Below are 14,187 nucleotides of genomic sequence, written 5' to 3'. Positions count from 1 at the left end.
GGCGGCGGATCAGCCTCGTCGGGTTACGCGGTGAGGCCCGCGCGGGCAAGGGCCGCCTGGCGCATCGGCATGATCCGGTCCCGGACGGGCGGGGCCGCCAGCACCGCGCCGATCAGCAGCCGCACGGTCCGTACGGACAGGCCCGCGGTCAGGTCAGTGGTCGGCCAGCCCAGGCCGCCGTACATCCGGCGTGCCCACGGCGGCAGCAGCCCGAACGCGGTCGCCGCGACGCCCAGGTAGGCCCATCGGGTCGGGCCCAGGGTCAGCCCGAGCCGTACCGCCCGGCTGCCCCAGTCGTCCGGCACCGGCGGCACCGTGAGGAACAGCCCGGTCTCGGCGCTGTCGCGGGTCAGCGCCAGCTCCGGCTGGATGGCCGCGTAGTACTCCGCTGTCTCGGCGGCCGTGCCGGGGACGGTGGCCGGGTCGAGGCCGACGACCTCGGCGGCGCGCCGCTGCTCGGTGTAGTACGCGTCGACCTCCGCGCCGGTCAGCTTCACCCCGGCCCGCAGGGCGGTGGTCAGGAATGACTCCACCTCCGTGACGTGCACCCAGCGCAGCAGCTCGGGGTCGTCGATCCGGAAGCGTTCACCGGTCCGGGGGTCCACCGCGCTCAGCCGGGCGTGGATGCGCCGTACCCGTCGCCCGGCGGCCGCGACCTCCGCGGTGCTGCCGTAGATCACCGTGCCGACGTAGTCGGTGGTGCGGGTCAGGCGCCCCCACGGATCCGACCGGTAGTCGGAGTTCTGCACCACCCCGGCGACCGCGCGGGGGTGCAGGGCCTGCAGATACAGCGAGCGCAGCCCGCCGAAGTACAGGATCGGCTCCTTGTGCAGCTTCCAGGTGACCGAACCCGGACCGAAAAGCCCGACATCATGACGGCTGTCCATGCCGTATAGCCTGCCATGCGCGACGGGGTGGAAGTTGAACCCGTTCAGCCGGCCGCCGTCGCCACCCCCCAGCGCACCGGTCGGCCATTGCGTGCCAGCGCTGGCCGACCCGCCAATCCGGTCGGCCCGAGCTGGCCGACCCGCCAGTCCGGTCGGCCCGAGCTGGCCGACCCGCCAGTCCGGTCGGCCCGAGCTGGCCGACCCGCCAGTCCGGTCGGCACTGCCGTGCCCGCGCTGGCCGACAAGCCGATGGCGCATGGCGCGGATTCAGATGTCGCGTGCTGGGGTGAACCGGATCCGGTCCGGGCGCGTAGGCGCAGATAGGTGCGTTCGCGGTGTCCGAAGCCCCTAGGCTGGCCGCGGGGTCCGATGATCAAGGAGTTGGCCGTGTTCGATCAGGTGAACGGTCTGCCAGTGCATGCCCTGGTGCTGCACGCCGCCGTGGTGTTCGTGCCGTTGCTGGCCCTGGTTTCCGTGGTCTATGCGGTCGTGCCGCGCTGGCGGCCGCGCGTCGGCTGGGCGGCCGCTCTGCTGGCGATCGCCGCCCCGGTCACCGTGTGGGTGGCGGTCGAGTCGGGCGAGCAACTGTACGACCGGCTGGTCCAGCAGGGCATGCGGGGACCCATCCTGGGCATTCTGGACGATCACATGAACTTCGGCCGTCTGACGTTGTGGTTCTCGGTGGCACTCGGGGTGGCCACGCTCGTGATGGTCTTCTTCACGCTCGGCCGTTCCGGCCGGGGGCTGCCGCGCCCCGCCGAGGTGGTTCTGGCGATCGTGGTGGTGGCGTTGGCCGCGGTGGCCGGCTACTACGTCTTCCGGACCGGCGACTCGGGCGCCCACGCCGTGTGGGGCTCGGGGTCCTGATCAGCTCCGTCCCGGCCGGCATGTGGGGTGCCGGCCGGGACGGGAGCGCTCAGACGAGTGCGCGCGCGCAGAGCAGGCACATCAGGATGAGCCCGATCGCGCCCGCCACCAGCCCGACGCCGTAGGTCACCGTCCGCGCCGAGCCTTCCTCCTCATCAAGGGCGTCCATGTCCTGCGCGGGCATGGCCCGCGGCGGGGGCGGCTGGGCGACGGTCGGTGGGCGCCAGTACGAGGGCGGCGGGTCCATACGGGGCGGGCCGGGATACGGGGCGGCCGGTTGCGGCCCCGGCGCCGCCGGATCCGGGTGGGCCGGCTCGGAATCCTGCGCCGGGCGCCGCCAGTAGGCGTCGTCCTCGTTACCGGTCGGGGCGCTCACGTTCACCGACGCTACATCCCCGGCGAACGAGGATTGCGGGGGCGCGGCTTACCCTCGTAATCGTGGACATCCTGGAACAGCCCGAACACGACTCCGACGGTGAGCGCACCGTGGACTTCGAGTCCGAGGAGGCGCCGCTGCTGCCGGAGCAGACCCGCGATGACACGGAGCGCGGCTGGGGCGACCGCGAGGACACGAACGACGCCCGCCTGCTGGAGGACCGCCCGCCGCACTGGGACTGAGCGCCGCCGTCAGGCCGGCCCCACACGGGTGACGAAATGCCGGGCAACGATCCTCTCGCCGGTCTCGCCGGTCTCGCCGGTGTTGGGGCCGTGGCGGCTGTGGCGGTCTCGGCGGCTGTGGCGGTCTTGGTGGTCTCGGCGGCCGTGGCGCTGGCCTGGCTGGATTCGGACCGCCGTCACGGGACGGGGCGGATCACCACGGCGTAGCCCGCCCCGGCCGGTGTCGCCACGGCGCGATCTGCCTCCGCCGGGGTGAGCGCGAGCAGGAGGCCGCCCCCAACTGGATCGTCAGGAGCGGTCACGTCCAGCACGAGCGCGCCCCGCGCCACGGTAGGCCTGTCCTCGTCCGGCTGGCCCGTGCCGTGCACCCGGAACAGGTCGACCCGGTCGCCCGAATGCACCAGCGCCAGGGCGGCGGGCTCGGCCAGGCGCACGGGCAGGCCGACCGTCCCGTGGGGCAGGCTTGGCCGCCCGCGAGCCGAGGCACGCGGCGTGGCCGTGGTTGCGGGGCCACCCGGGGTGGACGCGCCTCCGCCGGTGTCGCGCGCCGGTGACGACTCCGGCGGGCACCTGGTTGTTGGGCCGGACCAGCTCATCAGCGCTGCCGTGATCAGCAGCGCGGCCATCGCGGCCAGCCTCATCAAGGTGCCGCGGCCCGGCCGCCGCCAGCGCGCCGGATCGAGTCGCGGCTCCGCTGCCTCCCGGCCGCGCCGGAACGGCCCCAGCGGCCGTACGTCGCCCCCACGCCCCGTGCCTGCCATCGCGCCTCCCCGCCGCCGGTGCCCTGCCTCCTCCGTCGCGATGCGCGCCGGCATGGCCGACGTTACGGAGTGCACCGGCCACCCGGCGGGCGGCCTGTGGACAACGCGGCGATGTGGATAACGGGCGGGTGGTGCCGTCCGGCCGCTTAGGTGGAGACATGGGTGACCGGGATGTGGTGGCGGCCGTGCCGCTCGACTCAGGCGGAGGCGGCGGCCGGTGCGCTGGTGCTGGAGGACGAGCTTGCCGACGAGGCGGACGTCTTCGAGGACGTGCTCGAATCGCTGCTGGGCTTCGCGGCGTCGGACTTCGACGTGTCCGACTTCGCGGCCTCCGGCTTCGGCTCGGAGGAGGTGGTCGGCTTCCCGGATCCACCGTTGCCGGAGCGGGAGTCGTTGCGGTAGAAGCCCGACCCCTTGAAGACGATTCCGACGGAGTTGAAGACCTTGCGCAGGCGGCCCTGGCACGCCGGGCACTCGGTCAGCGCCGGGTCGGAGAAGGACTGCACCGCCTCGAGCTGCTCGCCACACTCGGTGCAGGCGTACTGGTACGTGGGCACGGATCCTCCGCGTTCTCGACAGCCAAACTCACTCGGCGCTGGCACTCGCCGTCACCGAGTGCCAATGCTGCGCCATCGGAGCTTATTTCGTCCACTCCTCGCCCGCCATGAGGGTCAGGCCCCTGCCGGGACTGATGGCCGCGCGCACCCGTCGATCGTGCGCCTCGGCCGGTACCTCCGCCATCAGCTCGCCGTCGTGCAGCAGTGCCACGGTCAAGGTCGCGGGCGTCACGCGGGCGAGCGCGCGGTCGTACGAGCCGCCACCGCGACCGAGCCGCCGTCCCGCCCGGTCGACCGCGAGGGCGGGGACGACGACCAGATCGGCGGCCGTGATCGCGGTCACGCCCTGCCGCGGACCGGTCGGCTCCCGCAGCCCGCGCGGCCCCGGGCGCAGCGAGTCCGGCCCGGTGTACCGGGCCCAGTCCAGGTCGCCGTCCTCCAGGAGGACCGGGAGCAGCAGCTCGGCGTCCGGCTGCAGCGCCCGGGCCAGTGCCTCCGGCAGGTCGGGGCCGCCGGGCTCGGCCCCGATCGGCACATACGCGCTGATGGTCACCGGCGGCCGTCGCCGTGCCGAAGCGGGTTCTGCATCGACCGGCGGCCGCCCAGGCACCGGCAGCCGCCGTACCAGGGAAAGCAGTTCCGCCTGGAGCGCCGCCGCGGCCCGTTCGCGGGCCTCCGTGGTCAGCGATCCGCGGGCCTGCAGCAGCTTTCTACGCAGCGCAAGCTTCTGAGACCGAGATCTTTCCGCTCCAAGGGCGAAATCAGGCATTCAACCACCTCCTCGAAACGGGCAAACGGTGCACACTATGTCAGCATCGCTCGAACAGGGCCACCTCCAGGAGGACGTGTGACGCTACGTGGGCGGCTCACGACCGCCTTCCTGGTGGTGGTGCTCGGCCCGGTTCTGCTGGGCTCGGTGTTCGTCGGCATGACCGTGGCCACCGTGCGCCGCGATCGCGCCGTCGAACGGCTCGATCATGCCGCCACCACGGTGCGCACCGCGATCGGCGCCGTGTGCCGCCAACTGCAGGCGGTCGCCGACGCGGTCGCCGTGCTGCCGACGGCTGACCGGCGGCTGGCGGCGGACCAGCTCATCGCCCGTGGCCTGGCCGCCGAGATCACCATCGGCCGGACCGGAAGCGCTCCACCCGCGCACTGGCGGGACTGCGCCGACCCCGCCGACGTCGGGGTGGCCGCCATCGCCGCCCGAGCCCAGGCGCCCGGCGTCACGGTCGCCGCCGGGCAGGTGCTCGACGCGGCGTTCGTGGACCGGCTCGCCGCCTCCAGCGGCGCCGAGGTCACCCTGCTCTCCGGCGACGGCGCCGGGGCCGCACCCACGGAAAGCACCGAGCCCCCGTACGCCCGGTCGCACGTCGCCGCGCTCGCCGCCGGGCTGCCCTCCGCCGGGCACGGAGACGGCCAGGTCCGGCGCACCACCGACGGCGACCGGTTCGTACGCCGGATCGCCCTCGCCCCCGGCCAGCCGCTGCCCCTGGCCGTCTCCGTGCCCGGCGGCGGCCCGACCGGCCTGTACGCCCTGCTCATCGGCGCCGACCTCGCCGTGGCCGCCGTCGCGGTCCTGGTGGCGCGGTGGCTGGCCCGCTCCACCACCCGGCCGCTGGCCGACCTGGTGTGGGCCGCCGGCCGGGTCGCGGACGGCGAACTGGACACCCGCGTCCCGGTGCTACGCCACGACGAACTCGGTCGGCTGGCCAGCACGTTCAACCGGATGACCCGCGAGCTGCGGACCTACGTGCAGGCACTGACCGCCAGCCGCGACCAGCTGCGCGGGCACCTGGCGATCCTCGGCGACACCCTGTCCAGCACCCACGACGTGCACCGGATCCTGCGGGTCATCCTGCAGACCGCGCTGTCCGCGACCGGGGCCCGGGGCGGCGTCGTGCTGCTCATCGACCCGGCCGATCACGTTCTGGTGGCGCGCTGCGCCGAGGGCCTGAGCGGACGCTGGGACGTCCCGGAGACCGAACTGCCCGGCCTGCGGGTGCCGCTCGGCGAGGGAGTGCTCGGCACCGTGGCCGCCACGGGCGTGGCCCAGCGTGGATCGCACCCGGGTGGGGAACCCCCGTGCCGCACGTACGTCGCGGTGCCCATCTGCGCGCCGCCGACCGTCGGGGATCCCCTGGTGCCAGGCGAGGCCACCGGCTCGGCCGCGCCGGTCGTGCTGGGGGTGCTCGCCCTCTATGACCGGCTCGGCATGGACGAGTTCGACGACGCCGACCTGATGACGCTGCGGACGTTCGCGGGGCAGGCCGGGGTCGCGGTGCACAACGTACGCGTGCACGAGGAGGCGCAGCGGCTCTCCCTCACCGACCCGCTGACCGGGCTGTGGAACTACCGGTACCTGCGTGAGTCGCTGCGCCGCGAGGTGGAGCGGGCCAGCCGGTTCGGGCGCATGCTGGCCATACTGGTCCTCGACCTGGATCACTTCAAGAACGTCAACGACACGTACGGGCATGCCGCGGGGGATACGGTGCTGGGGGAGTTCGCCCGGCGCATCCGGCTCGGGCTGCGCGAGGTCGACGTGGCTTTCCGGCAGGGCGGGGAGGAGTTCGTCGTGCTGCTGCCGGAGACCGACGGGTTCGGCGCGGCCACCGTCGCCGAACGTCTCGGCGCGGCGATCCGCGACATCCCCGTACCGATAGACCGGCGCCGCGCCGACGCCGCCGACGAGGACCCGGTGGACCGCATCCCGGTCAGCGTCTCGATCGGCATCGCGGTCTATCCCGACCACGGCGGGACCGCGCAGGAGGTGCTCGACGCCGCCGACGACGCCCTGTACGCGGCCAAGAACGCCGGGCGCGACCGGTACCGGATGGCCGCGCCCGGGGTTTCCCCAGGCCGGCCACGCTGCGCGGATGATCGCGCCACCACCCGCCCGGGTGGCCCGCAGACGCCGCGGCAGAACCGTGGCCGATAGTCTCGCCAATGTCCGGGCACTATCCAAGCGAAGTGTGGGGGGACTGAAGAGATGACCACGAACGCGCACGAGAACGGCCGCCGGGCGGTGAAGGCCGTCATTCCGGCAGCCGGTCTGGCGACCCGGTTCCTGCCGGCGACCAAGGCCGTACCGAAGGAACTGCTCCCGGTCGTCGACCGTCCCGTGCTGCAGTACATCGTGGAGGAGGCGGCGGCCGCGGGCATCACCGACGTGCTGCTGGTGACCGGTCGTGGCAAGACATCGATGGTCGACCACTTCGACCGGCGCCCCGACGTCGAGGCGCGCCTGGAGGAGAAGGGCGACGCCGAACGGCTCGCCGCCGTGCGCCGGACCAGCGAACTCGCCGACATCTACACCTGCCGCCAGGGCGAGCCCCTCGGGCTCGGACACGCCGTGGGCACCGCGGCCTCGCACGTGGGGGACAACGCGTTCGCGGTGCTGCTCGGCGACGAGTTCGTCGAGCAGGAGCAGCCGCTGCTGCCGGCAATGCTGGACCTGCAGGCCCGCACCGGCGGCATCGTGCTGGCCTTCATGGAGGTCAAGCCGGAGGAGACCTCCCGCTACGGCATCGCCTCGGTGCGGCCCAGCGAGTTCGGCGAGGACATCGTGGAGGTCACCGGGCTGGTCGAGAAGCCCGCACCGGCGCATGCCCCGAGCAACCTCGCCGTACTGGGGCGCTACATCCTGCCCGCGGCGATCTTCGAGGCGATCCAGAACACCAAGCCCGGCAGCGGCGGCGAGATCCAGCTGACCGATGCGATGGCCGCACTGCTGGCCGAGGGTACGCCGGTGCACGGCATCGTCTACCGCGGCCACCGCTACGACACCGGCATGCCGCTGGGGTACCTGCAGGCCGTCGTGCAGCTCGCCGTGAAGCGGCCCGACCTGGGGCCCGAGTTCCGGCAGTGGCTCACCGACTTCGTCGCCGGGGGTGCGCAGGGATGACCGCGACGGCCGATGCCGAGGCGGCCGCCAACGAGTTGATGCCGCTCGCCGAGTACCTGGGCAGGGTGCTGCGCAGGTTGCGGGCGCTGCCCCCGCTCGACCTCGACCTCACCCAGGCGCACGGCAACGTCCTCGCCGGCGACGTGTACGCACCACACCCGTACCCCGCCTTCGACCAGGCGGCGATCGACGGGTACGCGGCTCGCTGGGAGGACCTTGCCGCCGCCGGGCGGATCGGCTCGCACCCCGCGTCCGAGGGTGGTCCTCGCTCGGTTCGTCTCAACGTGGTCGGCGACCTGGGTGCGGCGAGCTGGCGGCCCGTACGCCTGACCCCCGGCACCTGTTTCTCGGTGGCGGCCGGCGCCCCCCTGCCGGTCGGCGCGGACGTCGTCGTGCCCGTGCACTGGACCGACCAGGGCATGGCCACCGTCGAGATCCTGCACGCCCCGAAGCGCGGCTCCGGGGTCCGGCGGGCGGGCGACGAGCTGCCCGTGGGCCGCCTGCTCGCCCCCAGCGGCGCGTACGTGACCCCGCCGATGGTGGCGGTCTTCGCCGCGGCCGGCATCGGGCACGTGGTGGTCCGGCCCAGCCCGCGGGTGGTGGTCGTGGCGACCGGCGACGAACTGGTCGACGTGGGCCGCCCGAGCCAGCCCGGACAGGTGGTCGACGCCAACTCGCACGCGCTGACCGCGGCCGCGGTCGAGGCGGGGGCCCTGGCGTACCGCATCGGGATCTGTGACGACGACCCGGAAGGGCTGCGCGGGCTGCTCGAGGACCAGACCCTGCGCGCCGACCTGATCATCACCACCGGCGGCACCGGCACGGGCCCGGGCGACATGCTGCGCCGGGTGCTGGCGCGGCGCGACCCCGGCCGCGGCGCCGTCGAGTTCACCGACGTGGCGCTGTGCCCCGGCACCGCGCTCGGCTTCGGCACGGTCGGCGGCGAGGAGGTGCCCGTGGTCTGCCTGCCCGGCGAGCCCGGCGCGGCGCTGATCGGCTTCGAGGTGCTGGCCCGCCCGGTGATCCAGATCCTCGCCGGTGCCGAGCCGGTGTTCCGGCCGAGCGTCAAAGCACACCTGCTGGAGACCGTGTCGTCGCCGGGCGGCCTGCGCGAGTTCCGTCCCGCCCACGTCGCGGAGCGGCGCGGCGGTGGCTACACGGTGCAGCCCCTCGCCGGTGGGCCGTACACTCTCTCGGGCCTCGCCGAAGCCAACGGCCTGCTGGTTCTCGGTGAGCGGGTCACCTCGGCGGCGGCCGGGTCGACCGTCGACGTGCTGCTGCTCGACCGGAGGCGATGATGCTGGGGTACCCGCCCGGATGGCCAGCCGTCCTGGCGGACGGGCCGGTGCTGCTGCGGCCGTACCGGCGCGGCGACGGCCGGGCGTGGTCCGAGGTCCGGATCGCCAACCAGCAGTGGCTCGCCCCGTGGGAGTCCTCGCCGCCCGGGCCGTGGGCCGAGATGAACTCCACCCGGGCGTACGCCTTCGTCTACCGCGACATGAAGCGGGCCGCCCGGCGCGGCGACAGCATGCCGTTCGCGGTCTGCCTGCGCGACGACCAGGGCCGCGAGCGGCTGGTCGGCCACCTGAACCTCGGCAACATCGTGCGCCGGGCCTTCAGTTCCGCGTACGTGGGGTATTGGGTCGACGCGCGGGTGGCGGGCCGCGGCATCATCCCGACCGCGCTGGCGCTCGCGGTCGACCACGCCTTCGGCCCGGGGCAGCTGCACCGCGTCGAGATCAACATTCGGCCCGAGAACGCGCCCAGCCGGCGGGTCGTGGAGAAGCTCGGTTTCCGCGAGGAGGCGTACCACCAGCGCTACATGCACATCGACGGCGCCTGGCGCGACCACCTCGGGTACGCCATGACGAGCGAGGAGGTCGTCGCCGAGGGCGGTCTGCTGGCCCGCTGGCGCAGACTCCGCGCTGTCACATAGCCGACCACCGATGATCAACTCTGCGTGGCGCGCCCGGCGCGCCGCGCGAATTTCCGCAGCTCCCGCCCGTAACCTCGGGGCGATGGGGACATGCGGTGCCTGGTCGTGCCTGAGCTCGGGCCGACCCTGGACCGCTTCGGCTGACGGAAGGGGTGAGGGTGCCGACCTCGGTGCTCCTCGCCGTCCTCGCCGCGGCCGGGCTGCTCGCGCTCGCACCGGCACTCGTACGCCGGTACGACGCGACCGAGCGCCTGGTGGCGGAGCGGGCGTCGTCGACGGCTCGGGTGCTTTCGCGCCGCCGTCGACGCCGTACCGTGCCCGGACGCCGACCGGTCAACCCGCCGCGCCAGTTCACGGTTACGGTCACGCCCCCGGCGAGTGAATCGCGCCCCCTGAAGCTGGTGGCCCCGCGCCGCAGCGTACGGCCAGCGAAGCTGGCGGCCCAGCGCCGCGCCGCGCGGCCCGTGCGCGCGCCACGGCACACCCCCGCGGTCATCCGCCGCCGCCGGGTCTTCGCCGCGTTGCTGCTGCTGAACATCATCGAGCTGGTCGGCGTCCTCGCCGTTGGCCCCGGCTTCTGGATCGGCTTCGCGGTCACCGGCACCCTGCTCGGGATGTACCTGGTGCACCTGCGCAACCGGGCCATCGCCGACCGGCGTCGTCGCCGCGGCGAGGCCCGCGAGGCGGCCTGGCTTGCCGCCCGGCAGGCCGAGGTACGGCGGGAACAGGCGCGCCGGGCCGCCGCGCGACGGGAGGCGCAGCGCCGCCTCGCCGCCCAGCGGGAGGCCGTGCGGCGCGCCGCGATGGGCTTGGACCGCGATCCGTCCGATCTTCCGGCGGCGGTCAACGGGGGTTCGGTGTCGTACCGGCGGACCGGTGGGCTGCGCGGGCGGGCGTACGAGGCGGGTGGGCGGGGGTCCGGGTTCTCGGCCTGATCGATGGGGTGCGGCGCGCCGGGTGGGGTGGTTCGCGAGCCGGGCGGGGAACCTGTTAGCCTTGCTGCGGTCCTACGGGCCAAGGGGCTGTGGCGCAGACCGGTAGCGCACCTCGTTCGCATCGAGGGGGTCAGGGGTTCAAATCCCCTCAGCTCCACCCACACACGCATTGAGCTGCGGAAATGCTGACCAGAGATCGTTAGGCCCAGATCCGGCCCAGATTGTGACTAGGTCAGGCAGCCGCCGACCCATTCCGTCCCGCAGCTGCGGCCCGCAGAGCCGCGCTGATGATGTTGCGACGACGGTCCCGCTTCGGCCACCAGTGCACGTAGGTCTCCAACGTGATTCGCAAGCTGGAGTGCCGCAAGGCGTTCTGCACGTCAGTCGGGTCGACGTTGGCCGCGATCAGCTCGGTGGCGAAGTAGTGCCGCAGCGAGTGGAACGTGCCCGCCTGCGGCCACTTGGCGGCGGCCCGCCACTGTGCCCAGAGCTTTGACCATGCCTGATCGTGGATCGGCCGTCCGAGATCGTCGGTGAACAGCAGCTCGACCAGGCGGCGTGTGGCCGGCTTGCCGAAATCGGGTGTGCCGCGCGTGATGTCCGGCAGGTCGACGGCGACCGGCGGGAACCGCTGGACGTGCTCGGCCACGGCCGCCGCGACCGCCTCGTCCAGATCGACGTCACCGACCGAGCCGGACTTCGGCGGCGCGAGGTAGAACCCGCCGTACGCCTGCTTGTGGAACCGCAGCTGCTGCACGACATGGACCTCCTGCCGGGCAGGATCGACGCAGCGCGGGCCGTTCTCCGTGCCGAGCACCTCGCCGAGCCGCATGCCTTCGCCCGCGCCGAGCCAGATGGCGGCCTTGAACCGGGGCGGGACGACCTCGAACAGCGCCGCCGCCTCCCCGGTTGTCGGCACCCATTTCGGTGCCCGGGAGAACCCGCGCAGGATCGCGGAGAGACGCACCGCCTTGCACGGGTTGTCGGGGATGACCTTGTCGACGACGGCGGCATTCATGATCACGTTCAGCACGTCGAAGTAGGTCTTGAGCGACGACTGAGCAACCTGGGCGGCGATCAGGTTGGTGATCCATTCCAGGACATCCGGATCGCGTGGCGTGGGAACGGCTCCCATTTAGGAGGCTCATTCGCGATCCATTTGAGCTTGCGGCGTATCCATTGATGATCTCGGTAAGCACTCTAACCGTTCGGGCAAGTAGAGCAGGATCGACGTTCTACATGCTTAGGCGCAATGCCGCTAAGGTCGCTATTGCGGGCGGGATGCTTAGCGTGTTCCCCACAGGCGTTTTCCAGCCAGCGTCGGTTCTCCCGGCGCCAAATTCGCCGGACTTTGACCTGTGGCGAAATGTCATGCGGGAGTACAGTGAGGAATTTCTCGGCAACCCCGAACATGACGGTGATGGCCCGCCGATCGACTACGCCAGCGAGGAGCCGTTTCGCTCGCTCGACGCAGCGCGACGCGACGGCAGAATACGCGTCTACTGCTTGGGCGTCGGAATTGATTCGCTCAACTATGTCGGTGATGTCTTGACGCTTGCGGTCTTTGACTCCGATGTGTTCGACGCGATCTTCGATGGGATGGTCGATCAGAACGACGAAGGTGACGTGGATGCGGAGGAGTACAGCTTCACCCCGGAGGCGATGCGTCGCCTGCTAGACACCCAGCCGATCGCGCCCAGCGGGGCCGCTTGCCTACATCTGGCCTCGGAGTATCTGTCTGAGGGAACCCTGATGTGAGGGGAGTCGGCAGTGGGCGCAAGACGGCAAGGCCGGGCACATCGGGGCGCGCTGAGCGAGGCACCCTGTCCATCGCGGATCTTGACCGTCTGTCGGGGTACGGCTTGGAGTGCAGAGCCACGCACGCCACCGAGTACACAGAGCCATCGACATCTGCGAGTCAGTAGCGAGCTCGCGGTCGAGCTGACGGGTACGGCCGACTACACTCAGTCACGTAAGCCGACCCGGCGAAGTCCGGATCTGCCGATGAGAGTGCATCTCGCCAATCAGCGGCGATCAGTGGGGACGGTCGATCGATCCGTTCTTTCGCCGGCCCTGTGGCTCCGTTACGCGGCTCTTCGAAGTTAAGCGGGGTTGAGGTGTCCGCGGTGGCGGCGGGTCGTGGCTGTGCGGGTGCGGAGGCGTTGATTCTCCGGGTTGCGGAATCCGTAGGCGTCGCGGGCGACTGTCTTGATGACGCGGTTGGTGCCTTCTGATCCGGCGTTGGTGATGCCGGTGGTCAGGAACGCGTGGATCTGCGGCCACCAGGTCTCGATCGTGGTGGCGAGCCGGTGTAGTTCGGGCAGGTCAGAGGCGGCGCAGCGGGCGTAGAAGCGGTGCAGGAGCCGGTGGACGCGTTCTCGGTCGGGTCGGGTTCGGGCGGTGGAGAGCAGGTCGAGGAGGTCTTCTTTCGCGTTCCACGCGGTCAGGATCGGGGCACCGATCGTGGCGGGTAGGCCCTGGAGGGTGTCGACCAGACGGTCGACGTGCTTGCCGCGCATCCGGGCGGCGGAGCGGGTCAACCGGTTACGCATCCGCCACTCGGGATCACTGCCGCGGCCACGGCGCCCACGCTGGGTCAGCGTGACCCGGCGGCGGACCTCGGTGACGGCCCGGTTGGCCAGCTGCACGACGTGGAAGTGATCGACGACCAGCAACGCGTGCGGTAGGACCTGCCGGATCGCGGCCTTGAACACGGTGCACATGTCGATCGCCACGGCCCGGACCTGCTCTCGCCAGGCCGGTGAGCGAGCGGTCAGCCAGCCCGTGACCGCGGCAGTGCTACGGCCTTCGACCTAGGCGAGCAGGCCCTGCCCGCCGGACAGATCGCAGAATCCGACGTGCCAGCGATCCGCGGTGACCGTCCACGAGCTGGTCGAAGATCCAGTGCGGCTTGCCCCGGCGGACCTCGTCGATGCCGAGCACGGCGACGGGCTCGGGCTCGTCCGGCCGCACCGCAGCAGCGTCAGCGACGACCGGCCACGAGATCCCGTGGTCGCGGGCGGACTGCACGATCGTGCGGCCGCCGTCGGCGACTGCTGCGCCGGCCGCCTGCCGCAGCCGGGTGATCAACCGGGCCCGGGCCGGGACCTGCGTGACCTGCTCGGTGAACGACCTGCGCGGGCACGACAGGGTCGGGCAGTACCAGCGCCGCTTACGCCAGCGCAGCCGCACCGGCCAGCCGGCGACCGGCAGATCCCGCGGTCGGGTCGTGGCCCACTGCTTCACCCGCACCGCTCGCTGCCCGCACTGCGGACAGCATCGTGCCTGCTCACAGCTCGTGGATAGGTGCACCACCGGGACGCCGGCGGCGTCCAGCTCGACCCGCTCGGCGACCAGGCCATCCAGGCCCAGCAGCCGGGTCGTATCGTTGACCATGCTCGCAGCTCTTCACTTGTGACCATCCGATTTGGACACTCAGATGATCACCGATGTGCTGCGAGCCCTTCACGCTCGGGTCCGCTCCAACCGCGACCCCCGCTCAACTTCGAAGATCCGAGTTGTAGCGGGCAGGTGCTCGCTTTTCTCGATACCGAGAGCCTTCGCGTGCTTGGCGTCGGCAAGCACGATGAAGGCGATGCCGAGGCCGCCGAGGAGCACCACGGCCACAGCCCAGGGGGCGGCGTCGGAGAGAACGTCGGACAGTTTCACCGCTACCTGACCTCCATAGAACCGGGCAAACCCGGGCGAAAAGGTGGGCGTTC

15 protein-coding genes, 1 tRNA gene and 1 pseudogene are annotated in these 14,187 nt (G+C 72.1%); 10 read left to right on the top strand and 7 right to left on the bottom strand.

The annotated features are described in order from the left end of the window. Positions 1–23: 23 nt before the first annotated feature. Positions 24–887 (bottom strand): oxygenase MpaB family protein, encoded by an 864-nt coding sequence (locus EV385_RS10505; RefSeq protein WP_130509307.1) that lies wholly within the window; start codon positions 885–887, stop codon positions 24–26. 387 nt (positions 888–1,274) lie between these two features. Between EV385_RS10505 and EV385_RS10500 the strand changes: the two genes are divergently transcribed. Then, positions 1,275–1,754, top strand: a complete 480-nt coding sequence (locus tag EV385_RS10500) for a DUF2231 domain-containing protein (RefSeq protein WP_130509306.1) — start codon at positions 1,275–1,277, stop codon at positions 1,752–1,754. Between the two features lie 49 nt (positions 1,755–1,803). Here EV385_RS10500 and EV385_RS10495 read toward each other — a convergent pair whose 3' ends face one another. Continuing rightward, the gene (locus tag EV385_RS10495; protein WP_165449438.1) at positions 1,804–2,130 is read right to left on the bottom strand and encodes a translation initiation factor 2; all 327 of its coding nucleotides are present in this window, start codon (positions 2,128–2,130) and stop codon (positions 1,804–1,806) included. A 62-nt stretch (positions 2,131–2,192) separates the two neighbouring features. Between EV385_RS10495 and EV385_RS10490 the strand changes: the two genes are divergently transcribed. Next, on the top strand, positions 2,193–2,372 hold the full coding sequence (locus EV385_RS10490; protein WP_130509304.1) for a hypothetical protein: 180 nt from the start codon (positions 2,193–2,195) through the stop codon (positions 2,370–2,372). 176 nt (positions 2,373–2,548) lie between these two features. On the opposite strand, the gene EV385_RS10485 is transcribed toward EV385_RS10490, so the two are convergent. After that, positions 2,549–3,133, bottom strand: a complete 585-nt coding sequence (locus EV385_RS10485) for a hypothetical protein (protein WP_242624812.1) — start codon at positions 3,131–3,133, stop codon at positions 2,549–2,551. A 162-nt stretch (positions 3,134–3,295) separates the two neighbouring features. On the opposite strand from EV385_RS10485, the gene EV385_RS34980 reads away from it, so the two are divergent. Then, entirely contained in the window at positions 3,296–3,535 is a 240-nt protein-coding gene (locus tag EV385_RS34980) for a hypothetical protein (protein ID WP_242625385.1), read from the top strand. Positions 3,536–3,772: 237 nt separating this feature from the next. Here the strand turns inward: EV385_RS34980 and EV385_RS10475 are convergent, their stop codons facing one another. Further along, the gene (locus EV385_RS10475) at positions 3,773–4,459 is read right to left on the bottom strand and encodes a 5-formyltetrahydrofolate cyclo-ligase (protein WP_130509302.1); all 687 of its coding nucleotides are present in this window, start codon (positions 4,457–4,459) and stop codon (positions 3,773–3,775) included. Between the two features lie 78 nt (positions 4,460–4,537). Here EV385_RS10475 and EV385_RS10470 point away from each other — a divergent pair, with 78 nt between their 5' ends. The 6 genes from EV385_RS10470 (at position 4,538) to EV385_RS10445 (ending at position 10,622) form a co-directional block, all read left to right on the top strand. Beyond that, positions 4,538–6,628, top strand: a complete 2,091-nt coding sequence (locus tag EV385_RS10470) for a sensor domain-containing diguanylate cyclase (protein ID WP_207229793.1) — start codon at positions 4,538–4,540, stop codon at positions 6,626–6,628. 51 nt (positions 6,629–6,679) lie between these two features. After that, positions 6,680–7,594 (top strand): UTP--glucose-1-phosphate uridylyltransferase, encoded by a 915-nt coding sequence (locus EV385_RS10465; protein WP_130509301.1) that lies wholly within the window; start codon positions 6,680–6,682, stop codon positions 7,592–7,594. Further along, on the top strand, positions 7,591–8,892 hold the full coding sequence (locus EV385_RS10460) for a molybdopterin molybdotransferase MoeA (RefSeq protein ID WP_130509300.1): 1,302 nt from the start codon (positions 7,591–7,593) through the stop codon (positions 8,890–8,892). Before EV385_RS10465 ends, EV385_RS10460 begins: the two co-directional genes overlap by 4 nt. Further along, positions 8,892–9,530: a GNAT family N-acetyltransferase gene (locus tag EV385_RS10455; RefSeq protein WP_130509299.1), complete on the top strand. Its 639-nt coding sequence runs from the start codon at positions 8,892–8,894 to the stop codon at positions 9,528–9,530. The genes EV385_RS10460 and EV385_RS10455 overlap by 1 nt, the downstream gene beginning before the upstream one ends. A gap of 158 nt (positions 9,531–9,688) precedes the next feature. Then, a complete protein-coding gene (gene sepX, locus EV385_RS10450) occupies positions 9,689–10,465 on the top strand; it encodes a divisome protein SepX/GlpR (RefSeq protein WP_130509298.1) in 777 nt (258 codons plus the stop codon). Positions 10,466–10,548: 83 nt separating this feature from the next. Beyond that, positions 10,549–10,622 (top strand) — tRNA-Ala (locus EV385_RS10445). Between the two features lie 75 nt (positions 10,623–10,697). On the opposite strand, the gene EV385_RS10440 is transcribed toward EV385_RS10445, so the two are convergent. Next, entirely contained in the window at positions 10,698–11,600 is a 903-nt protein-coding gene (locus EV385_RS10440; protein ID WP_130509297.1) for a tyrosine-type recombinase/integrase, read from the bottom strand. A 236-nt stretch (positions 11,601–11,836) separates the two neighbouring features. Here EV385_RS10440 and EV385_RS10435 point away from each other — a divergent pair, with 236 nt between their 5' ends. Continuing rightward, a complete protein-coding gene (locus EV385_RS10435) occupies positions 11,837–12,223 on the top strand; it encodes a hypothetical protein (RefSeq protein ID WP_130509296.1) in 387 nt (128 codons plus the stop codon). A 344-nt stretch (positions 12,224–12,567) separates the two neighbouring features. On the opposite strand, the pseudogene EV385_RS36095 reads toward EV385_RS10435, so the two are convergent. Further along, positions 12,568–13,861 (bottom strand): annotated as a pseudogene (locus EV385_RS36095) (ISL3 family transposase). 69 nt (positions 13,862–13,930) lie between these two features. Further along, entirely contained in the window at positions 13,931–14,134 is a 204-nt protein-coding gene (locus EV385_RS10425; protein ID WP_130509295.1) for a hypothetical protein, read from the bottom strand. Positions 14,135–14,187 lie beyond the last annotated feature (53 nt).

Origin of the sequence: Krasilnikovia cinnamomea, from assembly GCF_004217545.1 — a bacterium.
GTDB classification, from domain to species: domain Bacteria; phylum Actinomycetota; class Actinomycetes; order Mycobacteriales; family Micromonosporaceae; genus Actinoplanes; species Actinoplanes cinnamomeus.
The sequence above is the reverse complement of the archived record's forward strand: the minus strand, read 5'-3'. Positions and strand labels throughout refer to the sequence as shown.